The organism is Conyzicola nivalis (assembly GCF_040548875.1).
GTDB lineage: Bacteria > Actinomycetota > Actinomycetes > Actinomycetales > Microbacteriaceae > Conyzicola > Conyzicola nivalis_A.
In genome coordinates this window covers 403,967-429,150 of sequence record NZ_JBEPSJ010000001.1, presented here as the reverse complement: position 1 = coordinate 429,150, position 25,184 = coordinate 403,967, and the positions used below count along the sequence as shown (strand labels likewise).

18 protein-coding genes are annotated in these 25,184 nt (G+C 70.0%); 8 read left to right on the top strand and 10 right to left on the bottom strand.

The features are described 5' to 3' along the window. Positions 1-124 precede the first annotated feature (124 nt). The 4 genes from ABIE21_RS02075 to ABIE21_RS02060 are packed head-to-tail and all read right to left on the bottom strand — an operon-like array spanning position 125 to position 4,272. Positions 125-1,138 (bottom strand): glycoside hydrolase family 43 protein, encoded by a 1,014-nt coding sequence (locus tag ABIE21_RS02075; RefSeq protein WP_354023126.1) that lies wholly within the window; start codon positions 1,136-1,138, stop codon positions 125-127. Continuing rightward, the gene (locus tag ABIE21_RS02070) at positions 1,135-1,995 is read right to left on the bottom strand and encodes a carbohydrate ABC transporter permease (RefSeq protein ID WP_354023125.1); all 861 of its coding nucleotides are present in this window, start codon (positions 1,993-1,995) and stop codon (positions 1,135-1,137) included. Before ABIE21_RS02070 ends, ABIE21_RS02075 begins: the two co-directional genes overlap by 4 nt. Continuing rightward, positions 1,992-2,963 carry a carbohydrate ABC transporter permease gene (locus ABIE21_RS02065; RefSeq protein WP_354023124.1) on the bottom strand — a complete coding sequence of 324 codons (972 nt, stop codon included), beginning with the start codon at positions 2,961-2,963 and terminating at the stop codon, positions 1,992-1,994. The genes ABIE21_RS02070 and ABIE21_RS02065 overlap by 4 nt, the downstream gene beginning before the upstream one ends. Next, positions 2,956-4,272, bottom strand: a complete 1,317-nt coding sequence (locus ABIE21_RS02060; protein WP_354023123.1) for an ABC transporter substrate-binding protein — start codon at positions 4,270-4,272, stop codon at positions 2,956-2,958. The genes ABIE21_RS02065 and ABIE21_RS02060 overlap by 8 nt, the downstream gene beginning before the upstream one ends. A gap of 218 nt (positions 4,273-4,490) precedes the next feature. Between ABIE21_RS02060 and ABIE21_RS02055 the strand changes: the two genes are divergently transcribed. The 7 genes from ABIE21_RS02055 (at position 4,491) to ABIE21_RS02025 (ending at position 17,028) form a co-directional block, all read left to right on the top strand. Next, positions 4,491-5,504, top strand: a complete 1,014-nt coding sequence (locus ABIE21_RS02055; protein ID WP_354023122.1) for a LacI family DNA-binding transcriptional regulator — start codon at positions 4,491-4,493, stop codon at positions 5,502-5,504. Positions 5,505-5,596: 92 nt separating this feature from the next. Continuing rightward, positions 5,597-7,444, top strand: a complete 1,848-nt coding sequence (locus ABIE21_RS02050; RefSeq protein ID WP_354023121.1) for a glycoside hydrolase family 2 protein — start codon at positions 5,597-5,599, stop codon at positions 7,442-7,444. A 63-nt stretch (positions 7,445-7,507) separates the two neighbouring features. Next, positions 7,508-8,695 carry a MarP family serine protease gene (locus ABIE21_RS02045; protein ID WP_354023120.1) on the top strand — a complete coding sequence of 396 codons (1,188 nt, stop codon included), beginning with the start codon at positions 7,508-7,510 and terminating at the stop codon, positions 8,693-8,695. A gap of 49 nt (positions 8,696-8,744) precedes the next feature. Further along, on the top strand, positions 8,745-14,675 hold the full coding sequence (locus tag ABIE21_RS02040) for a DUF4011 domain-containing protein (RefSeq protein ID WP_354023119.1): 5,931 nt from the start codon (positions 8,745-8,747) through the stop codon (positions 14,673-14,675). Positions 14,676-14,819: 144 nt separating this feature from the next. Continuing rightward, positions 14,820-15,074 (top strand): hypothetical protein, encoded by a 255-nt coding sequence (locus ABIE21_RS02035; protein WP_354023118.1) that lies wholly within the window; start codon positions 14,820-14,822, stop codon positions 15,072-15,074. Positions 15,075-15,160: 86 nt separating this feature from the next. Beyond that, positions 15,161-16,369 (top strand): BTAD domain-containing putative transcriptional regulator, encoded by a 1,209-nt coding sequence (locus ABIE21_RS02030; protein WP_354023117.1) that lies wholly within the window; start codon positions 15,161-15,163, stop codon positions 16,367-16,369. A gap of 89 nt (positions 16,370-16,458) precedes the next feature. Continuing rightward, a complete protein-coding gene (locus ABIE21_RS02025) occupies positions 16,459-17,028 on the top strand; it encodes an HdeD family acid-resistance protein (RefSeq protein ID WP_354023116.1) in 570 nt (189 codons plus the stop codon). 32 nt (positions 17,029-17,060) lie between these two features. Here the strand turns inward: ABIE21_RS02025 and ABIE21_RS02020 are convergent, their stop codons facing one another. From ABIE21_RS02020 to ABIE21_RS01995, 6 genes are all read right to left on the bottom strand, one after another. Then, entirely contained in the window at positions 17,061-17,978 is a 918-nt protein-coding gene (locus ABIE21_RS02020) for an NADP-dependent oxidoreductase (protein ID WP_354023115.1), read from the bottom strand. 23 nt (positions 17,979-18,001) lie between these two features. Next, positions 18,002-18,835: a nuclease-related domain-containing protein gene (locus tag ABIE21_RS02015; protein ID WP_354023114.1), complete on the bottom strand. Its 834-nt coding sequence runs from the start codon at positions 18,833-18,835 to the stop codon at positions 18,002-18,004. Positions 18,836-18,983: 148 nt separating this feature from the next. Next, positions 18,984-21,218 (bottom strand): UvrD-helicase domain-containing protein, encoded by a 2,235-nt coding sequence (locus ABIE21_RS02010; RefSeq protein WP_354023113.1) that lies wholly within the window; start codon positions 21,216-21,218, stop codon positions 18,984-18,986. Positions 21,219-21,483: 265 nt separating this feature from the next. Next, entirely contained in the window at positions 21,484-22,728 is a 1,245-nt protein-coding gene (locus ABIE21_RS02005; RefSeq protein WP_354023112.1) for a PrsW family intramembrane metalloprotease, read from the bottom strand. A 104-nt stretch (positions 22,729-22,832) separates the two neighbouring features. Beyond that, entirely contained in the window at positions 22,833-23,342 is a 510-nt protein-coding gene (locus ABIE21_RS02000; RefSeq protein WP_354023111.1) for a hypothetical protein, read from the bottom strand. A 10-nt stretch (positions 23,343-23,352) separates the two neighbouring features. Continuing rightward, positions 23,353-23,859: a winged helix-turn-helix transcriptional regulator gene (locus ABIE21_RS01995; protein ID WP_354023110.1), complete on the bottom strand. Its 507-nt coding sequence runs from the start codon at positions 23,857-23,859 to the stop codon at positions 23,353-23,355. A 58-nt stretch (positions 23,860-23,917) separates the two neighbouring features. On the opposite strand from ABIE21_RS01995, the gene ABIE21_RS01990 reads away from it, so the two are divergent. Continuing rightward, the gene (locus tag ABIE21_RS01990; protein ID WP_354023109.1) at positions 23,918-25,156 is read left to right on the top strand and encodes an MFS transporter; all 1,239 of its coding nucleotides are present in this window, start codon (positions 23,918-23,920) and stop codon (positions 25,154-25,156) included. Positions 25,157-25,184 lie beyond the last annotated feature (28 nt).

Here is a 25,184-nt window from a genome sequence, read left to right as displayed (position 1 = left end):
AGACGAGTCCCCCGTACGGGGACTCAAAGCGCCTCCGGTCAGCAAAAACAGGCTGACGAGTATGTTCTCGCGCGTCGCGCGTGGCACGTGCGACGGGTCGGCCAACTGGGCCGGCCCGACAGGGTCAGTCCGACAGCTGCACCGACGGCACGCCGTCCGTCCAGTCCAGCGGCACCACGTTCACGCCCCGCTGGATGTACAGGGAGTCCCACGAGTGGAACACCAGCATGTCCGCGCTACCCGCACCGTCGCTGCTCGGCGCCGTCACGACGTCCTGACCACCGGGGCCCAGGTAGCGTCCGCCGGTGAGTTCCGTGGTCAGCAGCGGACCCTCGGCCTTCGTGAACGGTCCGCGAACGGATGACGCGGTGGCGAATCCCGTCGCATAGGCGTCGCCGCCGTAGTCATTGGCCGAGTACAGCAGCACGTAGACGCCGTCGCGCTCGAGAAGGGTCGGGGCCTCGATGAGGTTGCCCTCCCACGCCTGATCCTGCATGAGCAGCTTCGTCGTCTCGCCGACGAGCGCGGTGCCGTCGACAGAGAGCTCGGCGACCTGCAGCCACGTGTCGAGGCCGCAGCAGTTGCCGTCGTTCTTCCAGAGCAGGTAGCGCGTGCCGTCGCCGTCGACGAACGTCGCCGGGTCGATAGCCCCACCCTGGTCGGGCGGACAGACCACCGGGCCGTCGCCGACCGGAGCGAATGGGCCCTCGGGGCTCGTCGCGGTCGCCACGCCGATGCACTGCAGCGCGGGGTCCTTGCTGGCGGCAGTGAAGTACATGACGTAGGCGCCGGGACTGGACTCCGAGACATCCGGGGCCCAAGTCTTGCCCGGCAGCGCCCAGTCGGGCAGCGCGGGCAACGCGTCGCTCCCCTGCACCTGCCACGACTCGAGGTCGGTCGACACGGCCGACTGCACGTTGAAGCCGGCACCGTTCGTCGCATATGCGTAGAACCGCTCGCCGACGGCGAGCACGTCGGGATCGGGGAAGTCCTGGTCGATCACGAAGTCGTCGGTCGCAACGGTCGGCGCGGAGTCTTCCGGCGGGGCATCCGCCTGCCCCACCGCGCACCCGGCGAGCGCCAGCGCCAGCAGCGCGCCCGCCGCCACCACGCGCGAACTCCGCGCCCGGCGCGTCATCCCTTCACTCCCGACGACGCCACGCTCTCGACGATCTGCTTCTGCGCGAGCGTGAACAGGATGAGCACTGGCACCGAGGCGATCACCGCACCGGCCATCACGATCCCGAAGTGCGTCGAGTACGTGCCCTGCAGCACCGACAGTCCGGGCTGCAGCGTGAGGTTCTCGGGGCTGAGCAGCACGTAGATCGGCCAGATGAAGTCGTTCCAGTTGGTGAGGAAGCTCAGCACCGCGAGGGTGGCCAGCGCCGGCCGTGACAGCGGAAGGATGATCTGCCAGAAGATCCGGAAGTCGCCGGCGCCGTCGACGCGAGCCGCCTCTTCGATCTCCCCGGGCAGCGAGATGAAGAACTGCCGCAGGAAGAAGACGCCGAAGGCACCCGCAGACCCGGGCACGATGATCGCCCAGAGTGTGTCGAGCCAGCCGAAGCTGTCGACGATGAGGTAGTTCGGAATCAGGAAGATGACGCCGGGAACGAGGAGTGTGGCCACGATCGCGCCGAATACGATTCTCTTTCCCCGGAACTCGAGTCGGGCGAGCGCGTAGGCGGCCGCTGACGCCGTCACCAGGATGATCACCGTCTGAGCCGTCGCGGCGATCACACTGTTCGCGAACCAGCGGAGAATCGGCAGGTCGCCACTCGCGAGGGTGACGTAGGCCTCGATGGTGAACGGGTTCGGCCACGGCGACGCGGGCGAGTTGATGGCGTCGAAGTCCGTCTTGAACGATGTCAGCAGCATCCACAGCAGCGGCACGATGATGATGAACGAGATCAGGAACAGCGCGACGTAGCTGAGCACGCTGGGTGCGAGGGCACGGCGCGACGTGCGTGGGATGGTCTCTGTCACGGTGCTCATTTCGTGTTGTCCCGCTGGAGTCGGAAGTTGAAGACGCTGACCACGGCGAGGATCGCGAAGAGCACGTAGCTCATCGCCGTCGCGGCACCCATCTGGTTCTGCACCAGTCCCTGGTTGGCGATGTACATGATCGCGGTGCGTGTCTCGGTTCCTGGACCGCCCTGCGTGATCAGGAACGACTGCCCGAACATGTTGGCCGACGAGAGGAGCGTGACGGTGACGACGAAGGTCATCACCGGTCGCAGTCCGGGAAGGGTGACATTCGTGAACTTGCGCCAGGCTCCGGCGCCGTCGAGCGAGGCGGCCTCGTAGAGGTCGGGGCTGATGCCCTTGAGGCCGGCGAGCAGGATGACGGTGTTGAGCCCGAGCGTCCACCACACCGTTATTCCGACGAGCGAGATCCACGCCCACGGAACGTCGACGGTCCAGGGCGTGTCGGACGGAAGGCCGAGCAGCCCGAGCACCGCGTTGACCACTCCGAGCTGCGGGTCGAGCAGGTAACGCCAGAGAACGCTGACCACCGCGACGCCGAGCACGTACGGGGCGAAGAAGATGCCGCGGAACACCGTGCCGCCCTTGATCCGGCGGTTCAGGAGCACCGCGATCCCGAGGGGCACGGCGAGGAGCAGTGGAACGCTCGCGGCGACGAAGATGCCCGTGGCCCGCATGCTCTCCCAGAAGTCGTCGAAGGTGAGGGAGCCGGGGGTGAAGAGGTCGAAGAAGTTCTGGAGGCCGACGAATGGATGATCGTCGAGGAGCGGGTTCCACACGTGCAGGCTGATCCACAGTCCGTAGACCGCGGGGAAGAGCACGAAGATCAGGAAGATAGCGAGGAATGGCGCTAGGAAGAGATAGGCCGTGAGAGTGCGACGGCCGTGCGGGGTGCGGTTTCCGCCGGTGCGGCGGACCGCCGCTCCGCGGGAGCCGGAGCCCCCGCGGAGCGGCGCCAGGAGGCTGGGATTAGCCACCGTACTGTGCCTTGTTCTGCTTGAGCAGCTGCGTCGCCTTGGCGGCCGCGTCGTCGAGCGCCTCCTTGGGTGACTTCTTGCCGAGCATCGCCTCGTTGACTCCGGTCGTGACCTCGGCCATGGCGTTGGTGATGCCGGGCGAGACGGTCTCGTAGTGCGCGTACTCGAGCTGCTCGAGGAACGGCGCGAGCGCCGGGTACTCGGTCAGCAGGGCCGGGTCTTCGCGCACGGTGTTCTGCGCGGGAAGCTCGCCCGTCGACGCCCACTGGGCGGAGTTGTCGTTCATCCACTTGACGAACGTCGCCGCGGCGGCCGACTTGTCGGCGTCCTGGTTCTTGTTCGCGGGGAACATCCAATGGGTCGAGCTCGACCAGACCGCCTTCTCGGTTCCGATCTGCGGAACGGGGATCGCGGTCCACTGCACCGAGTCGAGCGCCTCGTTCGTCGTCTGCCAGACGCCGTTCCAGTTGAACGCCGTCTCGCCTCCGATGAGCGCGTTGATGTTGCCGTCCTGCGCGACGTTTGCCGGGCTGTAGCCGTTCTTGATGAGGTCGGTCATCCAGGTGAGCGCCTTAACGCCCGCCTCGGAGTTGAAGGTCGCCTCGGTGACCTCCTCGTTGAAGAGCTCGCCCCCGAACTGCCACAGCAGCGACTCGAACTCGAAGGTCCCGGTGAACACGTAGCCGTCTGCCCATTCGCCCTGGACGCCGGCCGCCTTGAGCGCGTCGAGCGCGGCGAGGTAGCTCTTGGCGTCGGTCGGAGCGGTCTCGGGGTCGAGCCCGGCCTTGGCCAGGACGTCTTTGTTGATGTAGAGACCGAGCGGGGTGACGCTCCACGGAACACCGTACTGGCTGCCGTCGAACTGTCCCGCGTCCATCAGGCCCTCGGGGAAGTCGCTCTTGTCGTAGCCGAGAGCCTTGACGACGTCGTCGGTCTTGAGCAGCAGGCCCTGAGCCGCGTAGGTAGCGACGTCATCGCCGTGCCCGACCGCGACATCCGGTCCCTTGCCTGCCTTGATGGCGAGTGGCATCTTCTGCGAGATGTCAGCCCACTCCATGGCGTTGCTCTTGACCTTGATGTCGGGGTGGGTCTCGTTGAACTCCGCGACCAGCTGCGGAACGAGCACGGGAGCCGCACCGCCCGTCCAGCCGTTCCAGAATGAGATCTCGACCTGGGGGCCGGAGTACTCGGCGTCGGCGCGAACGCTGTCGGACGATTCGCTCGAACCTCCGCTGGAGCACGCAGCGAGCGACACCCCTAGTCCGAGAATCGCGACCGCGGCGGCTGCGCGCAGTGTGGGGTTCTTCATGTGTAGCTCTCCTTTGAGTGACGGTGCAGGGTCGTGCCGATGGTGCGGTGTGGCCGGTGGTGCGTGGCTGCTGGTCAATTTACAGCGCTGTAATTGCATAGTCAAGGCAATGAGGTTCCGCTGGCGCTCCGGTCGGTACAGTGGTACCCGAGAACGAGCAGGACTCGGCTACGGCGACCGCCGCTCCCCCGAGCTCGCCGACGAGAAGGAACACCGCGATGGCAAACGTACGCCTGCAGGATGTGGCCGAGCTCGCCGGCGTCTCCATGAAGACCGTGTCGAACGTGGTCCACGACTATCCCCACGTCAGCCCGGGCATGCGGTCGCGCGTCGAGGCGGCCATCGCCGAGCTGGGATACCGCCCGAACGCCTCCGCCCGACGACTGGCAACAGGCCGCACCGGCATGCTGTCCCTGGCTTTCAGCGACGTCAGCCTCCCGTACTTCGCCGAACTGGCGCGCATCATCGCGCATCTGGCGACGGCCCGCGGCTACCGACTCCTGCTCGAGCAGACCGACGGCACGATCGAGAGCGAGCGCGCGATCGTCTCCACGCGAGAGGCGGGCCTCGTCGACGGCGTCATCTTCCAGCCGTCGCGCATGCCGTCGCTCGAGATCGCGAAACACCGCGAGGATGTGCCGCTCGTGCTCCTCGGCGAAGGACCCGCGCCCTTGAGCGTCGACCACGTCATGATCGACAACGAGGCGGCTGCGATCGAGGCCACCGCGCACCTCGTGGCGCTCGGCCGACGACGCATCGGCTTCGTCGGCCACGAGGAGTTCGACCAGTCGGTCACCTCGCTGCAGCGACTCACCGGCTACCAGCTGGCCCTCGACGCGGCGGGGCTGACCGTCGACATGTCGCTCGTGATCCCGAGCGCCGCCATCAGCGCCAAGGAGGCGGCGGATGCCGTGCGTCGCGCCCTCGCGGACGGCCGCGTCTTCGACGGGCTCGTCTGTCGAGACGACCTGGCCGCGATCGGCGCGCTGCGCGCCCTGCAGGAACACGGTCTGCGGGTTCCGGAGGACGTCGCGGTCGTCGGCTGGGACGACATCTCTATGGCGGCATTCACCCACCCGTCGCTCACGACGATCGCACCGGACACCGGCCAGATCGCGACGATGGCCCTCGACATGCTCGAGGAGCGGATCGGCGGCTACACCGGGCTCGGTCGACACCGGATCGCCGACTACTCGTTCGTTGTGCGGGAGAGCGCTCCGCGCGTCGATTAGCCGCCCATCGAGTGGCACGCGGGGACGACGCGCGAGGCAACTCGGCCGTAATACAGTTTTACAGCGCTGGAAAAATACAGCACACTGTAGCCATGGACACCGACGCCCTCGAGACAACCGCCAGCCCCGTTCGCGCCTCCCGGCAGGACGGCAGCTACCCCCGGCCGCAGCTCGTGCGGCCCTCGTGGACGGACCTCGGCGGCGAGTGGGACCTGCGATTCGACGACGACGACGACGGACTCCGGGCGAAGTGGTTCGCGCCGGCCACCGCGATCACGTTCGACCGCACCATCACCGTGCCGTACCCGCCCGAGTCGCCGGCATCCGGAATCGGGGACACCGGATTCCACCCCGTGGTCTGGTACCGACGGTCGATCACCCGGCCCACGACCGAGGGCGGCCACACCCTCCTCCACTTCGGCGCGGTCGACTACCGGTGCTCCGTCTGGCTCGGCGGCACTCTGCTCGGCCACCACGAGGGCGGCCACACGCCCTTCTCCTTCGACGTCACCGACGCCTTCGACGGCGAGGGCGAACACTCGCTCGTCGTGCGCGCCGAAGACGACCCGCTCGACGTCGCTCAGCCCCGAGGCAAACAGGACTGGGAGCTCGACCCGCATGTCATCTGGTACCACCGCACGACCGGGATCTGGCAGCCGGTCTGGCTCGAGACGGTGCCCCCGCTGTACGTCGACCACCTGGCCTTCGCCCCCGATGTGACCACGGGCTCGGTCGTCGTCACCGTCGAGCTCAACCGCCGACCCGACGACCACACGCTGCTCGACGTCGAGCTCAGCTTCGAGGGAGAGCCGCTCGCGACCCACCGGATCGCGGTCCACTCGCACCGCGTCGACGTGACGGTCGTCGTGCCCCGCCAGATCAACGGGCAGAACTACGAGGAGCTGCTCTGGAGCGACCGCACTCCGCGCCTCATCGACGTCCGCCTCGACCTGACCGGCCGCACAGGCGTCGACAGCAGCGACACGGTGTTCTCGTACTTCGGCCTGCGGAGCGCGACCGTCGACCGCGGCCGCTTCCTGCTCAACGACCGCCCGGTGTTCCTGCGCTCCGTGCTGAGCCAGGGGTACTGGCCGCAGTCGCACCTCGCGGCACCGAGCGGCGATGCGCTGCGTGCCGAGGTTCAGCTCATCAAGGACCTCGGCTTCAACGCCGCGCGCGTACACCAGAAGATCGAGGACCCGAGGTTCCTGTACTGGGCCGACCGCCTCGGCCTGCTCCTGTGGGAGGAGATGCCTAGCGCGTACGAGTTCTCGACCACCGCCGCACGGCGGGTCGTCGCCGAGTGGTCCGACGTGATCCGCCGGGACTCCTCGCATCCCAGCATCGTCACATGGGTTCCGCTCAACGAGAGCTGGGGCGTGCAGCACATCGCCCACGACGCCACGGTGCGCGAATACGCGCGGTCGCTCTTCCACCTCACCAAGAGCCTCGACCCGACCCGGCCGGTCGTGTCGAACGACGGCTGGGAGCACCTCGACTCCGACATCTGGTCGATCCACGACTACGAGCCCTCCGGCGACGTCGTCGCTGCCCGTTACGCCGACCGCGCGAGCGTCGCGGCGCTGTTCGACGGGGTCGGCCCGGCCGGTCGGCGGCTGCGCCTCGGCGACGAGCCCGATCGCGGCCAACCGGTCATGCTCACCGAGTTCGGCGGAGTGAAGTTCGCGCCCAACAGCGATGTCGACAACGCCTGGGGCTACTCGACCGCGAGCTCGGCCGACGACTTCGCCGCCCGACTCGGGTCGCTTCTCGACGCGGTCCGTGCGAGCGAGGTGCTCGCCGGCTACTGCTACACCCAGCTGACCGACACGGGCCAGGAGACGAACGGCCTGGTCACGGCCGACCGCATCCCCAAGCTTCCGGTCGAGCGGCTGCGTGCGATCATGACGGGTGGTGCCGGCGCAGCAGAGGCGGTCTGAACCCCCGTAGTGTCGTGACTGCGGGATAACCGCTCCCGCAGACCACGACCGAAGGAACGACGGATGCCCGAAGCCTGGCTCCTCGACCTGCTCCTGGTCGTCTTGCTCGTCGGCTACGTCGTCGCGGGATACCGCCGCGGCCTGCTGCACAGCGCATTCGCGCTCGCCGGCGTCGTGATCGGCGCGGTCGTCGCCTACTTCGCGATTCCGGTCGTGGGCTCGTGGGTGCCGGAACCGATGTGGCGCGTCGTCGCCACGGTGTTCACTGCGGTAGCGCTCGTGGTGTTCGGCCACTCGCTCGGCGCGGCTGTCGGCCGCGGCATCCGCTCACGACTCGAGAAGTCGCCGCTGCGGTTCATCGACCGGCTCTTGGGCGCCGCGGTCAACGGCGTCGCGGCCGCCCTCATCGCCGCGCTGCTCGCGCTCAGCGTCGGCTCCCTCGGGGTCCCGGCCTTCTCGCAGGCCATCGGCGCCTCGACAGTGCTGCGCGGCATCAACGACCTCACCCCCGACCCCGTCGAGGCGTTTCTCGCCGAACTGCGGTCCACGGTGGTGACCGACGGCATCCCGTTGATCACGGAGGCGCTCGGCGGAGTCACGACGGCGCCCGAGCTGCCCGTCACCGACACGGGCACCCCGGCTCTCACCGAGGCGGCCCGGTCGGTCGTGCGCATCAGCGGCAACGCCTACGAGTGCGGGCAGAACCAGACCGGCAGCGGCTTCGTCGTGGCCGGCGACCGGGTCGTGACGAACGCGCACGTCGTCGCGGGGGTCGCGGAACCCGTCGTCGAGGTGCCCGGCGGCGGATCGTTGCCCGGTCGCGTCGTCTACTTCGACCCGCGAAAGGACATCGCGGTGATCGCGGTCGACGGGCTGGCCGTGTCGCCGCTCCCGCTCGCACGATCGATGCCGGTCGGCGCGACGGGTGTCGTCGACGGCTACCCGTTCGGCGGACCGTTCACCACGACGCCGGCGCGTGTGCTCTCGCTCACCTCCACCGCGGTCGACGACATCTACGGCGAGCCCGGCGGCACCCGCGAGATCTACACGCTCGCCGCCGTGGTGCGCGAGGGCAACTCGGGCGGCCCGCTTCTCACCGTCGACGGCGCCGTCGCCGGCGTCGTCTTCGCCCGCAGCGCCGACGTCGACAACCTGGGCTACGCCCTCAGCCTGAACGAGCTCACGCCCGTGGCGCAGCAGGCGCCGGCCCTCACGACGACGGTCGCGTCGGGAACGTGCGTGCGCGGCTGATCGTGCGGGGTTGACCCGGCATCCACGCCCGCCCGGGTAGCCTCGGTCTATGGATTCGAGCGCTGCTGAAACCGAGATCTACCAGGTACTCGACACCACGGCGGGCGGCGTGCGGCTGCAGATCGAGTTTCAGCCGCGGGTCAACTACTCGCTCGTGCTGAGCGGGATCCCGTTCATCCGCGCGGTCGTCGTGCACAACGAGACCGGCGCCGACCTGCCCGCCGTCGAACTCGCCGCCGCCCTGGGGCTCACTACCGGCGCCGAGGTGGTCTGGCGCCGCAGCATCGCCGGACCGCTCGTCGCGGGCGGAGTCACCCGCATCGACGACCCACGCGACTTCGACCTGTTCAGCCCGCTTCTCGCTGGAGCGAGCGAGTCGGCGATCGCGACTCTCGACGTGACCGCGAACGAGGCGCGCATCCTCGCAACCGTCGAGGTGAGCGCCTTCAACGAGTGGCTCAACTTCCCGGGACTGCACGCCTCCATTGCGGCATTCGTGCAGCCGAACACGTCGGCCGTGACGACCATTCTTCGAGCGGCATCCGATCTGCTCCTGAAGAAGACGAACAGCGGCTCCCTCGAGGGATACCAGTCCGGCCCCGAGCGGGCCCACCAGCTCGCCGCAGCGATCTACGAGTCGATCCGCGCCCTCGGAGTCACCTACATCAACCCGCCGGCGTCGTTTGAGCGCACCGGCCAGAAGGTGCGCACGACCGAGCAGGTGCTGCGCGACCGCTTCGGCACCTGTGTCGACCTCGCCGTGCTCTACGCCGCCTGCCTCGAGGCGGTCGGCCTCTCGCCGCTGGTCTTCATCACCCGCAACCACGCGTTCGGCGGGTTCTACTCCGCCGAGACCTACGGCGAGCGCGCCACCATCGAACAGGTCAACGTGCTCACCAACCTGGTCGAGTCGGGGGCGGCGACCCCGGTCGAGCTCACCGGCCTCGGCCCGGGCAGCGGATCGCTCGACTTCTCGCGGGCGAAGAAGGCGGGCGCCGACTACTTCCGTACCGACTTCCACCTGCTGCAGACGATGGTGGATGTCACGCGCGCACGCATCGACGGAGTGCGACCGATGCCCGTGCCCGGGTCGGAGGTCTCGGCGGAGCAGACCGCCCTCGACCGCCCGTTCGTCGCCCGGTCGAGCCTGAAGAACCTGTCCGCCGCCGCGGAGGAGGAGATCGTGCGCGGCCAGCTCGACCGGCACGACGACTCCCCCGCTCGCTTCAAGAACTGGAAGCGCGACCTGCTCGACCTGACGCTGCGCAATCCGCTGCTCAACATGCCGCGCAACCAGAAGGTGCTCGACCTCCTCGTGCCCGGCGGCATGCTGCCGAAGCTCGACGACGTGGTGCACTCCGGCAAGAGCGTGCGGGTCTCGGGCGGCCTCGACTCGTCCGAGCTGCAGAAGCTCGCGGGGATACGGGTTGCGAGCGAGGTCGCCCCCGAGATAATGACCACGGTGTTCACCACCACGCGCACGGTGTTCTCCGCCCTGCCCGACGAGAGGCACCGCACCCAGCTGCGGGCGATGAAGCGCGAGGCCGACACGCTCGAGCAGGAGTCGGGCAGCAACTACCTCTACCTGACCCTCGGCAGCCTCGTGCACACCAAGGCCGACGGCAGCGAGGCGCGGGCTCCCCTGTTCCTGCTGCCCGTCCGGCTCACCGGCGGGCTCGCGTTCACGCCGTACGCGATCAAGCTCGACGGCGACGACGTCGCCCAGCCGAACCTGTGCCTGCTGCAGTGGCTGAAGACCACCAAGGGGCTCGACCTCACCGAGCTGGCGACACCGTCGCTCGACGACACCGGCATCGCGATCGGCGCGGTGCTCGGCGGCATCCGGCGCCAGCTGCTCGAGGCCGAGCTGCCGTACCGCATCGACGAGTCGGCGAGCCTCGCCATCCTGCGCTTCTCGACATTCCAGATCTGGAAGGACCTCGACGAGAACTGGCGTCCGCTGATGCAGAACCCGGTGGTGCGTCATCTCGTCGAGACGCCCGGCGAGACGTTCGACGACCCGGCGGGCGGCGGGGGCGCGACCACCGCGCCTGCCGTCGACGAGACCGAGCTGCGCCTCCCGATCGCTGCCGACGGGTCGCAGATGGCGGCGATCGTGCGCGCCACGAGCGGACAGTCGTTCGTGCTCGAGGGTCCTCCGGGCACCGGCAAGTCGCAGACCATCACCAACCTCATCGCGCACGCGCTCACCGCGGGCAAGAAGGTGCTCTTCGTCGCCGAGAAGCAGGCGGCCCTCGAGGTCGTCAAACGCCGGCTCGACGCGATCGGCATCGGCTCGTTCGGGCTGGAGCTGCACGGCGCGAAGCAGTCGATGAACTCGATCCGCGAGCAGCTGCGTGCGGCGCTCGACACACGGGTGGAGACGGACCAGGCGGCGTGGGATGCCACGGACGCGCGACTGCGCTCGGCCATCGTGCAGCTCGAGCGCTACCCGGCGATCGTGCACTCCCGCAACGCGCACGGCTACTCGCTGTGGAGCGCGTACGACGCCGTCGCGGCCCTCGGCGACGGCCCGGCGGCGAGCATCCCGCTGCCCTGGCTGTCGCGGGTCTCCGACGCCGACGTCGCCCAGCTCACCCGCGAGTACTCGGATGCCGCAACACGGTTCGGCCTGCGCCCCGGCCACCCCTGGCTCGTCTCCGGCGCGGGAGACCCCGGGTCGCTCGACGCGGCGGCGCTCGACCTCGAGTCGGTGCGCGGCGCGCTCGGAGACCTCGCCGCCTCCCGCACCGGGGTCGCGGCACTGTCTGACGCGTGGCGCGCGGCGCTCGCGGCGCTGCTGCCCGGAGCCGGACTCACCGCCGTGGTGCGCCTGGCCGCCGCCAGGACCGCGGGGCTCCTGCCCGCGGCCGGCCACCTCGCCTACGTCGATCGCACGTCGTGGCGTGAGGCGAGCGACGCGCTGCAGAAGGCCACGGCGCAGTACCGCGCCACCCACGCCCGGGCACTCGCCGAAGCGACACCGGCCGCCCTCGAGTACCCCGGACTCGGCGAGCTCATCGCGAAGTCTACGAAGCTCGACGGCGAGTGGTTCCTGCCCGAGTGGCGTCGGCGCAGGCTGCGCGAGCGCATCGAACCGCTGCTGAAGAGCGGCGTCGCCGTGCCCGGACCGGAGTTCACCGACATGCTCACCCGCCTGCGCGACGCCTTCGTCGACGCCGAGCCGCTGATGAACGCGCGGGCGCAGCTGCAGGGGCTCATCACCCCCGACCCGTGGCGCCCGTACACCGACGACGCGCACCGCGAGCTGGCCTCGGCCGTCTTCATCGCCACGACGGCCGTGTGGCTGTCGAAGCACGCCGAACCCGCGTGGTCGCTGCTGAGCGCCGCACCCGCCGACACCGCCGATGCCGGCGATCTCGACGTGCTCGCCGATCTCGACTCCACCTGGGGTCGCTGGCTCGCGGCCATCGGCGGGACGCAGACCACGGTGCGGCACTGGGTGGGCGACGCCGGTACCGGCGGCTGGCTCGACCAGTGGGCGCACGACGAGGCCCTCTGGCAACGCGACCTCGAGACGACAGGCCTGCTGCAGCTGCAGCGGTTCGCCGAGACGCGCCGCCTGCTCGCCGCCATCACCGCAGCCGGACTCCCCCGCTTCGCCGACCAGCTCGCCCGGGTCTCGATCCCGCCCGAGGCCGCACCCGAGGCACTGCTGCGCGGCCTCGCGCTCGCCTCCCTCGAGGAGCGCACCGCCGCGGGCTCACTCGACAGCTTCGACGGCGACGCGCAGGACCGCGCCGCGGCGAGCTACCTCGAGCAGAGCGCCGTGTCGCGGGAGCAGCTGCGCTCCGCGGTCGCCGCACGACTGATCGCCCAGCGGCCGTTCGACGTGGGCAACCTGCGCGGGGAGGTCGCCGAGCTCAAGCGTCAGATCGACCGCAAGCGCGGCGGGCTCGCCTTTCGCGAGGTCGCCAAGCGTTTCCCCGACGCCCTGACCTCGATCGTCCCGGTGTTCCTGATGAGCCCCGGCTCTGTGGCGCACTTCCTCGACGCGTCGAGCATCGACTTCGATCTGGTGATCTTCGACGAGGCCTCGCAGATCCGCGTGCCGCAGGCGATCGGCGCAATGGGCCGCGGCAAGGCCGTCATCGTGGTGGGCGACTCGAAGCAGATGCCCCCGACACGCATCATGCAGGTGGATGCCACGGGGGAAGGCGATTCGCGCGCCGTCGCGGGCGAGGAGCTCGTCGTCGAGGACCTGGAGAGCATCCTCAGCGAGGCGGTCGAATCCGGTCTGCCGCAGCTGTGGCTGTCGTGGCACTACCGCAGCCAGGACGAGAGCCTCATCGCTTTCTCGAACGCCACCTACTACGACGGCAAGCTCGTGAGCCTGCCGTCGCCGCGCTCGGGCGACGGCTCCGGACTCAGCCTGCGCCGTGTCCAGGGAGAGTTCGCCCGCGGCGCCGCCCGCACCAACGAGGTGGAGGCCGCGGCCATCGTCGCCGAGATCGGCGAGCGCCTGCGCGACCCGGCCACCAAGCACGAGTCGATCGGCGTGGTCTGCTTCAACATCCAGCAGCGCGACCTCATCCTGAACAAGCTCGAGGACTCCACCGACCTGCTCGTGCAGCGCGCCCTCACCGCCGAACCCGGCCTCGACCTGTTCGTGAAGAACCTCGAGAACGTACAGGGCGACGAGCGCGACACGATCCTGTTCTCCCTCGCCTTCTCCCGCGACGCGAAGACCGGGACGCTCCCGCTCAACTTCGGCCCGCTCAACCTCACCGGCGGCGAGCGCCGCCTCAACGTCGCCGTCACCCGAGCGAGGAAGCACGTGGTGCTGTTCGCCTCGTTCGACCCCGCCGACATCGACCTCGCCCGCACCGGGTCGCAGGGCATCGCCGACCTGAAGGGCTACCTGCAGTTCGCGGCGCAGCGCACGCTCGAGGGGCAGCATGTGCAGGGCGGGCAGGGCGGGCAGGGCGAGCTTCGACAGAGCGCCGTGCAGCAGGGCGGCAACGGCGGCCGGTTCGTCGAGGAGCTCGCCGCCGCGATCCGGGAGGAGGGCTTCGAGGTGGAGACCGCCCTCGGACTCTCGTCGTTCAAGGTCGACCTCGCCGTGCGCCGGCCGGGCGACGACGACTGGCGCCTCGCGATCATGGTCGACGGCGCCGGCTGGGCGGCGCGACCCACCGTGTCCGACCGGGACGGCTCGCCGCAGCTGCTCATCGACCTCATGGGCTGGCCGGCCACCGTGCGCGTCTGGCTTCCGGCCTGGATCCGCGACCGCGCGGGCGTGCTGGGCCGCATCCGCGAGGCCATGGACCGTCCGGTGGCCGAGCGCCCCCGGTTCGTGTCGGTCGCGGCGGCACCGGCGGAGTTGCTCGTGCCGACGGATCCCGCCGTTCAGCCGGGGGTGACCGCACCCGCGGAGCAGCTCGCGGCCGCGCCATCCGGAATCGTCCTCTCCCCCTTCGAGGTGGCCGCCGACAGCGCGATCGCCAACCAGTCGGTGCTCGACAACATGCGCATGGCCCGGCCGGCCATCGAGCGGATCGGCGCGGAGGTGCTGTCGACCGAGGGTCCGATCCCGCTGGCTCGTCTCGTGGCCACGGTCGCGAGACGCTTCGGCTACACGCGTATGGGCGAGGGTCGCCGCAACGAGCTGTCCGATGCGCTCGCCTCGGCCTTCCCCGTCGTCGACGGTTTCGCGTGGCCGCCGACCCTCGACCCGGCGACCTGGCGCGACGCCCGACGCTCGCCGTCGACCGCCGCACGGGCGCTCACCGAGGTGAGCCCGCACGAGATCGCGAACGTCGTGGAGATGCTCGTGCGCGAGTCGTTCAGCATCACGCGGGACGACCTGCTGAAGGAGGCCTGCGACGTGCTCGGATACTCCCGGCTCACCGAGCAGGGACGCGCCTGGCTGACGCGCGGCGTCGATCTGGCACTGCTCGAGGCGCGGATAGTCGCCGAGGACCGTGACGGCGAGGGTGAGCGGATGCGCCTGCCCTGAGCTGTTCTCGGTCGTGGGTGGTCCCGGTCGTGGGTGGTCCCGGTCGTGGGTGGTCCCGGTCGTGCCGGATCCCGCGGTCACGCCCCGGTAACGGCCTCGTGACGGCCCCTCTGACAGGCTGCGAAGCGAACCGGAGGAGACCACATGAACAGTCGCACACTCGAAGAAACGGGCACGCTCGACGCGTCGCGCACCGCAGTCACCCGTGGCATCCTCGTCTTGCTGGTCGTCGCCGTGGCGGTCACCGCACTGGGCGTGTCCACCCTGGCCCTCGCCGCGCAGGCGGACATCGCCGAGACCGGCAGCAGTGTCCTGCTGCCGCTGCTGCTCGCCCTGCTGACCGTCGCGATCGGCGGCGCCATGAGCCTCTTCTCGCTGGCGCGCCGCCGCGCCGCCTGACGGAGAACGCCAGAACGGCACAAATAGTGACCAGCTCTCGCTAATTGCCGCTAGCCTTGCAGGACGCAAGGAGCGGAGCCACGATCATGAACCCCGTACACGCGGCGGCAGAGGAAGCACCCGACCCTGCCGTGCACAACTTCTCCCCCGCCCGCGCGCTCGAGGCCGTGGGCGAACGGTGGAGCCTGCTGATCATCCGCGAAGCCGTCTTCCGCGACGTGACGAGGTTCTCCGAGTTCGAGCGCCGCGTCGGAGTCGAACGCGACATCCTCGCCGCCCGGCTCGACGGATTCGTCGGCGCGGGTCTCATGACCCTGCGGCCGGTGAACGCGCTCGACAGCACCGGGCAGGTCGAGCTCGAATACCTGCTCACCCAGAACGGCCGCAACCTCGAACCCGTCATCGTGGCACTCAGCACGTGGGCCGACGGCTGGGCAGCGTCACCCGTCACCGAGAGGGCCCTCCTCGCCGCGGCGCCCGAGCTGCCCCCGTCGCCCGAACTGCCCGCGTCGCCCGAGCCGCCCGCGTCGCCCGAGCCGAGGCAGCGCCTGTTCCCCACCCCCACGATCGCCGACGCCGGCGCCCTCCTCATCGAGATCCGCCTCTTCGGGGCGTTCGAGCTGCGCGTCGGCGGCACCGTCGTCGGCGGGCTCTCGGTGGGCTCACAACGACTGCTCGCCTTCCTCGCGCTGCACGATCGAGCTGTCGCCCGCATCGCCATGGCCGGTGCGATGTGGCCGGAGGTGTCCGATGAACGCGCCCGACTCAGCCTGCGCTCGGCGCTCTCGCGACTGGACGCACCGACGCGCGACGCGATCCTCTCGGCGAGTCCGGGGCTCAGCCTCGCCGAAGCGGTCGTCGTCGACCTGCGCGACGGGCAGACGCTCGCCCGACGCCTGCTCGACTCGAACCAGGCACCGCTCGAAGCCGACCTCGACCCCGCCGCGGTCGCGATGCTCTCGCTCGAACTCCTCCCCGACTGGTACGACGACTGGGTCGTCGCCGAGGCCGAGGACTGGCGTCAGCTGCGCATGAGCGCACTCGAGGCGCAGGCCGTGCTGCTCACCGACGCCGACCGGCTGGCAGAGGCCGCGGGGGCCGCCCGCGCCGCCATGAAGGTCGAACCCTTGCGCGAGAGCGCCCACGCGAGCCTCATCAGGGTGCACCTCGCCGAGGGAAACCAGTCGGAGGCGCTGCGGGTGTACGACCGGTACAGCTCGATGCTGCAGAGCGTGCTGGGGCTGGAGCCGACGCCGCTGATCACCTCACTCGTCGAACCGATCCGGCAAACCTGAGCGATTGACTTCCCTCCGGGTCGGGCTAGTGCGACCATGAGGCAGGAGCCGTCGCCGACGGCGGGCTTCCTCGATCGAAGGAGCTGCACATGTCCGACCTGTACTCCGCCGGAACTCCCGGCCCCGGCAGCTTCCTGCTCGTCCATCGCGGCGAGGTCGTCGCCGTCGCGGTCGTGGGTCTCGTGCTCGGCATCGTCGCGCTCGTCTGGCCGGACGCGACACTGACCACGATCGCGATCATCTTCGGCATCTACCTCGTGGCGTCGGGGATCTTCCGCATCACCGTCGCGGTGCTCCCGCACCCGGGCGGCGCGGGACTCCGCTGGCTCAGCGGCATCCTCGGGCTGCTCGTCACGGCGGCGGGCGTCTTCTGCCTGGCCTCCCCCGAGAAGTCGCTCGTCGTCATCGCCTTCGTGATCGGCTTCGGCTGGATCGCCGAGGGTGTCATCGACATCATGGCGGGCATCCAGGGCGTCGTATCGCCCCGCTGGCTCGCGATCGTGAGCGGGGTCATCTCGATCGTCGCCGGCGTCGTCACGTTCACGCTGCCCGCACTGGCCGTGACCGCGTTCCTCGTATTCGGGGCGATCCTGCTCATCGTCGTCAGCATCTCCACGCTGCTCACCCTGCCGCGCAGATCCACGGTGGCGGCGAGCTAGTCGGGGTAGTCACGCTCGTCGGCCTGGTCGGGTCAGACGGGCTCGTCGACGACGATGACGACCTTGCCGCGCACGTGCCCGGCCTCGAGCTGCTCGAATGCCTGGCGCACGCGGTCGAGCGGGTAGGTTGCGGCAACGGGCAGCACCAGGGAGCCGTCGACGACTCGGGCGGCGAGGGCGGCCAGGGTCGGTGCATCCGCCGGCCCGCGTCCCACCCGCTCGACGCCCAGCTCGTGCGGGTCCATCGCGATGGTGTTGATGCGCTCCCGCGGCACACCGAGCCGGATGGCGGCCTCGACCGTCTCCCGACCCTGCTGGTCGAAGACGGCGGTGATCCGGCCGGGCGCCGCATCGCGGATCCGTTCGTCCATGCCGTCGCCGTAGAGCACCGGGATCACACCGAGACCGCGGAGGAAGTCGTGGTTCGCCCGGCCGGCGGTGCCGATCACGGTGGCGCCGGCGAGCCGCGCGAGCTGGCAGATCACCGTGCCGACTCCCCCGGCCGCCGCGCTCACCAGAACGGTGTCGTCGGCGGTCAGGTGGAGCGACGCGACCGCGTCGTGGGCGGTCTGCCCGACGAGGGCGAGCCCGCCGGCCACGGCCCAGTCGAGCTCGCGGGGTCTGCGCGCCAGGTTCGCCGGATTCGTGACGACGAGGTCGGCGATGGAGCCGTCGGGCACAGCGCCGAACACCTCGTCGCCGACCGAGAACCCCGACACTCCGTCACCCACCGCCTCGACGACCCCGGCGAGTTCCCGGCCGACACCCGCCGGAAAGGCGAAGTCGGCCGAGGTCGTGAGCCCCTCGCGCCGCTTGTAGTCGGCCGGGTTGATCCCGGCGGTGCGCACCGCGACCCGGACCCGGCCGGCGCTGGGCTCGGCGACGGTGACCTCGTCGATCCGGAGCACAGAGGCCGGACCGAATTCGTGGAACCTGACGGCGCGTGACATCAGGCGATTCTAGCGACGCGGGGTCAGCGGCTGCCGATGGTCGCGAGGGCGCCGACCAGGATGGCGTAGGTCACCGCGACGAAACCGCCGGCACCCAGAACGGTGAGTCCAGCCGCCCACATCACCTGCAGCCGCCGGGCCCGCCGCACGTCGCGGCGCAGCGCGGCGAAGCGTTCCTGCAGCGGCCCCCTGTCGCCGACCGGCTCGCCACCGCGGTACCAGGTGCTCTCGAGGGCGGCGACGCCGCCGATCGTGCACACGTCCTCCGCCGTGAGCACGATAGGACGCGCCCGAAGCCACGGAGTCACCGCTCCCACCTCGAGCACCGTCACGTCGCGGTGCCGGTCACGCACGGTGATGCTCTTCGCGGCGACGACGGCGAGGATGCCGCTGACCTCGACCGAGATGCCGGCCGCAGAACCGAGAAGCCGCTCGGTGCGCCCCATCTCGTATTCCATGTTGCGGATGTACGGGTGTCTGATGCCCGACACGAGGAACGCCCGCTGCGACGCCCACACCGTCTGGCCCGCGTGGTTGGTCGTGTCGATGATGTACACGCCGCTCTTGCCGATCGCGATGTGATCGATGTGCTCGATCCTCGAACCCTCGGCACCCACGGGAAGGGCGTGGAACACCAGCCACTCCTCGCCCAGTTCGGCCAGGGTCTCTCCCACCCTGATCTCGCTCTCCGCCGCCTCGAACCACGGCCGCGACTCCGCGCTGAGCGGGCTCAGGCCGACGAGCGACGCGAACCGCGACCGCGGAGGGGCGGCGTCGTAGAGCCGCAGGAGTTCGACGATGGCGTACTGCCCGGGCAGGTTGACGGCCGGTCCGGCGTGCGGGGTCGTGCGCGTCATATCAACCCCATCCGCGAGTCTCGATCGAGAGTACGGCGGTCCCGAGTTTCTCCTATGCCCACTGTGGCGTGCCCGAACCGGCGCCACCACCCCCAGATATGAGGGTTAGCCGCCGGACGGCCCGACCGGTCGAGGGCGCCGACCGGGGCTAGTCGAGGATGCCGACGGGGAGCGCGGTCGTGGTGACCAGGTGGAGGCGCTGCGTCGGCCGGGTCATGGCCACGTAGAGTGCTGCGGCGCCACGGGCGATCTCGTCGATGATGAGCTGAGGCTCGGCCACGATCGCCGCGTCGAACTCGAGACCCTTCGACTCCTGCGGCGTGAGCACCGCCACGGCACGGTTGAGGCCCGCTGCTCCGCGTCCGACGTCGTCGCCGAAGCGCGCGGCGAGCCGCTCGCTGAGATCGTCGACCATCGACGCGCTCGCGATGACGGCGATGGTGCCGAGGGCGTCGATCCCGCGGTCGGTCGCGACAGCCTCCTCGACCGCGGAGAGCAGATCGGTCGCCTCGACCACGGCGACGGGCCACTCGCTCGCCCGCACCGAGCGCGACCGGGTGATCGTCAGCCCGTGGGCGATCGCCATCGACTCCGCGGACTCGGCGATCTGAGCCGGCGTGCGGTAGTTGACGGTGAGCTCCTCGAGGCGCCAGTTGTCGCCCACGACGGGTTGCAGAGCGTCGGCCCAGCTGGAGGCGGACGCCGCGGCGCTCGCCTGCGCGACGTCGCCCACGATGGTGAACGACTTCTGCGGGTTGCGGCGCATGAGCAGCCGCCACTGCATGGGCGACAGCTCCTGCGCCTCGTCGACCACGATGTGCCCGTAGGCCCAGCTGCGGTCGGCGGCGGCGAGGTCGGCGGTCGAGCCGCGCTCGACGGCCGCCTCGAAGCCGTCGGCGAGCGACTCGGCGTCGACGAGTCCTTCGACGCCCATGTTGCGGATCGACTGCTCTGCGTTCTCGATGTCGCGCTTGCGCTGTTGCTTGCGCTCGCGCTTCTCGGCGTCGCCGCCGCCGCTCACGGCGCCGAGCAGCTCGGCGGCCTCGTCGAGCAGGGGCACGTCGCTCACAGTGAAGTCGGCCTCGCGGTCGCGGCGCAGCAGCGCGCGGCGCTCGGCGCTCCAGTCGGGCGTGAGCGTCGCGAGCCATTGCGGCCGCGCGTAGAGGTCTTGCAGCAACTTCTGCGGGGTCAGCGGGATCCACGCCGTGTTCAGCGCGACCTTCACGTCTTCGGCGGTGCGGATGTCTTCCTTGAGCCAGTTCTGGTCGGAGTCCTCGATGGTGTTTCCGTGGTCGCGCAGCTGGGCGGCGAGCTGCTTCGCGAGCGCGTTGATCGCCGCCTTGTTGAAGATCGCCCGCGCCTCGTTGTGCGGCTTGCGCGACTCCCACGCCCGGTGCATGGCGTTCTGGATCAGCTGCGGCTCGACCGTGAGGTACTCGCCGTTGACCTCGAGCGTCTGCGGCTGGCGCGGAACGACCTGACGCGACTTGACCGCTCGCGCCAGCAGCGCTGCCATCTCGACCGAGCCCTTGAGCACCGAGACATCCTGCGTGTCCTCGTTGGCCGTGTCCAGGCCCGGATACAGCTGCCCGACGCTCGAGAGCACGACGCCCGTCTCGCCGAGCGACGGCAGGACGGCCTCGATGTACTGCAGGAACGAGCGGCTCGGTCCGACGATGAGGACTCCGGATGTCGCGAGCCGGTCCCTGTGCGAGTAGAGCAGGTACGCGGCCCGGTGCAGCGCCACCGCGGTCTTTCCGGTTCCCGGGCCGCCCTGCACCACGAGCACGCCGCGCAGGTCGGAGCGGATGATCCGGTCCTGCTCGGCCTGGATCGTGGCGACGATGTCGCCCATGCGTCCTGTGCGCTGCGCCGTGAGGGTGGCCAGCAGCGCCGCCTCGCCCTGCAGCGAGCTCGTGTCGCCCTCGAGCAGGCTGGCGTCGAAGATCTCGTCGTCGATGCGCACCACCTCGCGGCCCTTGCTCGTGATGTGGCGACGGGCCCTGGCGCCGAGCGGCGTGGCCGCGGTCGCCTGGTAGAACGCGCGTGCCTGCGGCACCCGCCAGTCGAGCAGGATGGGCTGCAGATTCTCGTCACGCAGACCGATGCGGCCGATGTAGCGGTGCACGGTGGGGTCGTCGCCGACGGGCACCAGGTCGAGGCGCCCGAAGGCGAGACGCTCGTCGATCTCGGTGAGCTGGCTCACCCGGTCTTCGTAGATTCGGGCGAACGCGTCGCGTTCCGAGCGGTTCTGGTGGGTGCCGCCCTGGTTCGTGCGTCGCACCGCCTCGAGCTGGTCCTTCGCCTCGTCGCGCAGCTCGTCGAGCCTCGCGTAGAGGGTCGCCACGTACTCGCGCTCGCTTGTCAGATCGGCTGAAGCCACGTCTACACCCCTCGAAATCAGGGTATCCAGCCTACGTGGTTTGGGTGGCGGGGATGTGCACCGTGCAGTGCGCCCCGTGCCGCGAGCGCGACCCGCCGCAGAATTCGCTATTGCATTCGGGCGCCGACGGGGGCAAGGTATTTACCAGAACAACTCGTCGCCCAGAATGAGCCGCAGGCAACGCCGCGCCGCTGGGCGATGAGTCTGTTAACGGGGCGTCTCGGTCCCCCGGGCGGCGGCACTCAGCGTCGCGCGGCCGGAGCGTCTAACGGGGCGTCTCGGTCCCCCGGGCGGCGGCACTCAGCGTCGCGCGGCTCGCCACGATCGCGGTGAGGAGAGCCGCTTCATCCGCCTCGGCCCCTATGCTCGCCCGACCGGTCACGAGCCGCTGCCGGGTGAACGCGAGCCGGGTGGCGTCGTGGGTGTACCGGCGCATGACCTTGCCGACCCCTCTCCGATTCGCCCACGCCTGAGCCCTGCGGCGTCCGGCGCCGGTGGCGAGAGCGTTGATCTCGTCGCGGTTGAACCAGCCGACCGCCGCATACTCGCTCAGCCGGTCGTGGGTGAGGCTCGCCTCCTGACGACGCAGGAACAGCACGAGCACCACCGCCATGGCGAACAGCGGGAACTGCACGATCGCGTAGTAGCCGTAGAAGTCGCTGACGAAGTAGAGCGAGCCGTTCCAGAAGGCGTGCAGCAGGATCGCGGGCACCAGGCCAACGAGGAAAACCCCGGCTGCACCGAGCGCGCTCGCCCGCCGGGCCGCGAAGCCGAGCGCGATCCCGGTGCAGGCGGTGAACATCACGTGGGCGAACGGCGACATGATTCCGCGGGCGAGGAAGATCTCGGCGACGCTGCCGTCGACCCCGCCGACGGTGAGCAGCTGCACGCCGAAGTAGAGGATGTTCTCGGTGAAGGCGAATCCGCCTGCGACCCATGCGGCGTAGACGAGCCCGTCGATGGGGCCGTCGAAGTGCTTGCGGGCGAACCAGAAGATGAGGAGCAGGCCTAGTCCCTTCGCACCCTCCTCGACGACGGGTGCCTGCACCACTGAGTCGAGGAACTCACCCAGGCCGGTTCCGCCCGTGAGCGCGGCGAGCACCCCCTCGAGCTGGGCGCCCACTATGAGGGCGACGGCGACTGACGCCGCGGCACCCCAGAGGAAGGCGAAGACGAGGATGCCGCGGGGCTCCGGTTCCCAGCGGTCGATCCAGTGCACGCCGAGGAAGACGATGGCGAGCGGCACGAGGGCCATGATGCCGCCGATCGCGAAGGCGACGGGGCCCAGTCCGGCGACGAGGTAGGCGAGGATGCCGAGGGCGACGAGGGAGAGCACCGAGATGCCGACGATGCCGACGGCGGTCAGCCCGCCGCTGCGACGCACCGGTCTCGTGATCGCCGGACCGGTGACGACGTCGGCGGCCTGGCGCACGTCGAGCGGCGCCTGCAGGGGCGCCGCGTAGGGCTTCTGGGTGGCCGCGCCGTGGAGGTCCGAGTCGCTGAGGGTCATAGCGATGCGATCGGTGTCGATGCGCCCGGTGTCATAGTGCGACCTTGTGTCATGGTGCGACCTTACCGGCCAGCGCGCCGCGTGAGCGTGCGCCCGACAGCGCGTCAGGCGAGCGGGACGCGCCCGACCGAGTTGAAGACGTTGGTCGCGACGGTGAATCCCGCGAACGCCACGAGGATCAGCCGCAGCTTCTCGCTGAACGCCTCTTCGAGGCTCGCGATCAGCTCGTCGTCGACCTCGTGCGGCGCGGTGGCGATGAGAGTGCCCCACCGCATGAGCAGGGCCTCGGCCTCGGTCACCGGAATGTCGTCGGGATCGTCGAGGTCCTCCCCCGCCGCGACCAGGATCTCGGTGAAGAAGGCCACGCTCACGGCGCTGCCCGCGGCGCGGGAGATCGCGAAGGCGAACAGGGTGACGGCGCGCTCGCCGATGAAGGGCACGAGCTCGTCCTTGAGCGTGTACCACTGCATGTACGCGTCGAAACTCGGCAGGTGCCCCAGCAGTGTCGCCTTCGTCGTGGTGAGCCGGCCGCCGTGCGTCTCGAGCTGGTGGTCGATCGCGGCGCGGGCGGCGGGGGCCAGGTTCTCGTAGGTCGTGATGGGCAGAAAGGTCATGAACTACACACTATTCACTGGCGTTTGCGAGCGCACCGTCGCGCAGTGCACTCTCCAACGGCGCACCCTCGAGCGCGGCACCGCCGCGGACCACCTCGACGTCGAGTGGCTCGATCACCCGGCCGTCGTCGCTGACGAACGCGATGCGCACGGGGGCGGCGGACTCCCGCTCGCGGTATACCGCCGCCGGTCCGAACCCGCTGGGACGGAACGCGTCGCCCCACTGCGTGAGGGCGGCGAGCACCGGACGCAGGGCGAGCCCGCTCTCGGTCAGGTGGTAGCTGGAGCGCTCCCGCGCACCGTCTTCCCGATAGGCGCGCCGCTCGAGGACCCCAGCGTCGACGAGGGTCGCCAGCCGGTTGGTGAGGATGTCGGATGCCACGGAGAGCGTCGACTTGAACTCCGAGAACCGGGTGGCGCCCCAGAACGCCTCGCGTACGACGAGGAGCGTCCACTTCTCCCCCAGCACCTCGAGGCTGCGGGCGACGGAACAACGCGGGCTCTGTGCTGTACTCATCCGACGACTATACCGGGCTGAGTTGGTTAATCCAACTTAGAGGTGTATCGTCGGCGCAATGCTCAGCACCCGGTTAGGCCACGCACACCTCGGCGACAGGGGCAGCTTCTTCGCCGCCGCATCCGTCGCCGCCCTCGCCCTCTGGGCCAGCGGCTCCCCCTCGATCGTCTACCCCGTCTACACGAGCGACTGGGGACTCACCGCCTCGCTCGTGACGATCGTGTTCGCGGTCTACCCGATCAGCCTCGTCGTCACGCTCGTCGTCTTCGGCAGCCTCTCCGACTACATCGGGCGTCGCGCGACCCTGCTCATCGGCGTCGCGCTCATCGGCGCCGGCGTGCTGCTGTTCGCCGTCGCGCCGAACGTGGTCTGGCTGATGCTGGGCCGAGTGCTCCAGGGCGCGGGCGTCGGCTTCGCCATGGGCGCGGCGAGCGCCGCGATGGTCGAGTACAACACGGGCAGCCCGGGCCGGGCCAGCTCGGTGAACACCGCGGCGACGGCCTTGGGGCTCGCCCTCGCGACGATCGTGGGAGGCGGCCTCGTCGAATACGCGCCGTTCCCGTTGCACCTGAGCTACTGGGTGCTGTTCGGCATCGCGGCAGTGGTCTTCGTCGCGGTCTGGTGGATGCCGCGCGGACTGACCGGAGCCCCGCCGCGCGACGACGCCCCCGCGACGCGCTGGCGCCCGCAGCGCGTGGCGGTTCCGCGGGGTCTCCGCGTCGTCTTCGCGGTCTCCGCCCTCGCCATCTCGGCCGGCTACGCCATGGGAGCCCTGCTGCTCTCGCTCGGCTCGCAGATCGCCCAGGACCTGATCAAGACAGACAACGCCCTCGTGGCCGGTGTCGCCCTCTCCATCTCGGCGATCGTCATCGGGGTCGTGGCCATCCTCGCGCGATCGCTGGCGCCGCGCACCTCGATAGCCGTGGGCGGCTTCTCCATCGCCGCAGGACTCGGGCTGCTCGTTCTGTCGGCCGCGCTCGAGTCGCTGCCGGTGTTCGTCGCGGCGTCGGTCGTGGCGGGGGCCGGGTACGGCTGGCTGTTCCTCGGCGGACTCGGGCTCATCAGCCGACACGCGCCCGTGCACCACCGCGCGTCGACGCTGTCGGCGGTGTATCTCGTCGCCTACCTGGCCCAGGGTGTCATCGCCGTGCTGATCGGCCAGTCGGCCACCGCGCTGGGGCTCGAGCCCGCACTCGACATCTGGGCGCCGGTCATCGCGGCGATCGGGCTGGCCGCGTCCGGCGCGGCGATCGCCACGAGCATCGGCCTACGTCGTCGGCAGGCGGAGGCGGGCTAACCGCGCGGCTCGACGCCTGCCTGCCTGC

Bases quoted from the DNA above. Each gene is read 5' to 3' on its own strand.
- ABIE21_RS02075 (WP_354023126.1), bottom strand. From the start codon at position 1,138: ATGACGCGCCGGGCGCGGAGTTCGCGCGTGGTGGCGGCGGGCGCGCTG.
- ABIE21_RS02070 (WP_354023125.1), bottom strand. From the start codon at position 1,995: ATGAGCACCGTGACAGAGACCATCCCACGCACGTCGCGCCGTGCCCTC.
- ABIE21_RS02060 (WP_354023123.1), bottom strand. From the start codon at position 4,272: ATGAAGAACCCCACACTGCGCGCAGCCGCCGCGGTCGCGATTCTCGGA.
- ABIE21_RS02055 (WP_354023122.1), top strand. From the start codon at position 4,491: ATGGCAAACGTACGCCTGCAGGATGTGGCCGAGCTCGCCGGCGTCTCC.
- ABIE21_RS02050 (WP_354023121.1), top strand. From the start codon at position 5,597: ATGGACACCGACGCCCTCGAGACAACCGCCAGCCCCGTTCGCGCCTCC.
- ABIE21_RS02045 (WP_354023120.1), top strand. From the start codon at position 7,508: ATGCCCGAAGCCTGGCTCCTCGACCTGCTCCTGGTCGTCTTGCTCGTC.
- ABIE21_RS02040 (WP_354023119.1), top strand. From the start codon at position 8,745: ATGGATTCGAGCGCTGCTGAAACCGAGATCTACCAGGTACTCGACACC.
- ABIE21_RS02035 (WP_354023118.1), top strand. From the start codon at position 14,820: ATGAACAGTCGCACACTCGAAGAAACGGGCACGCTCGACGCGTCGCGC.
- ABIE21_RS02030 (WP_354023117.1), top strand. From the start codon at position 15,161: ATGAACCCCGTACACGCGGCGGCAGAGGAAGCACCCGACCCTGCCGTG.
- ABIE21_RS02025 (WP_354023116.1), top strand. From the start codon at position 16,459: ATGTCCGACCTGTACTCCGCCGGAACTCCCGGCCCCGGCAGCTTCCTG.
- ABIE21_RS02020 (WP_354023115.1), bottom strand. From the start codon at position 17,978: ATGTCACGCGCCGTCAGGTTCCACGAATTCGGTCCGGCCTCTGTGCTC.
- ABIE21_RS02015 (WP_354023114.1), bottom strand. From the start codon at position 18,835: ATGACGCGCACGACCCCGCACGCCGGACCGGCCGTCAACCTGCCCGGG.
- ABIE21_RS02005 (WP_354023112.1), bottom strand. From the start codon at position 22,728: ATGACCCTCAGCGACTCGGACCTCCACGGCGCGGCCACCCAGAAGCCC.
- ABIE21_RS02000 (WP_354023111.1), bottom strand. From the start codon at position 23,342: ATGACCTTTCTGCCCATCACGACCTACGAGAACCTGGCCCCCGCCGCC.
- ABIE21_RS01995 (WP_354023110.1), bottom strand. From the start codon at position 23,859: ATGAGTACAGCACAGAGCCCGCGTTGTTCCGTCGCCCGCAGCCTCGAG.
- ABIE21_RS01990 (WP_354023109.1), top strand. From the start codon at position 23,918: ATGCTCAGCACCCGGTTAGGCCACGCACACCTCGGCGACAGGGGCAGC.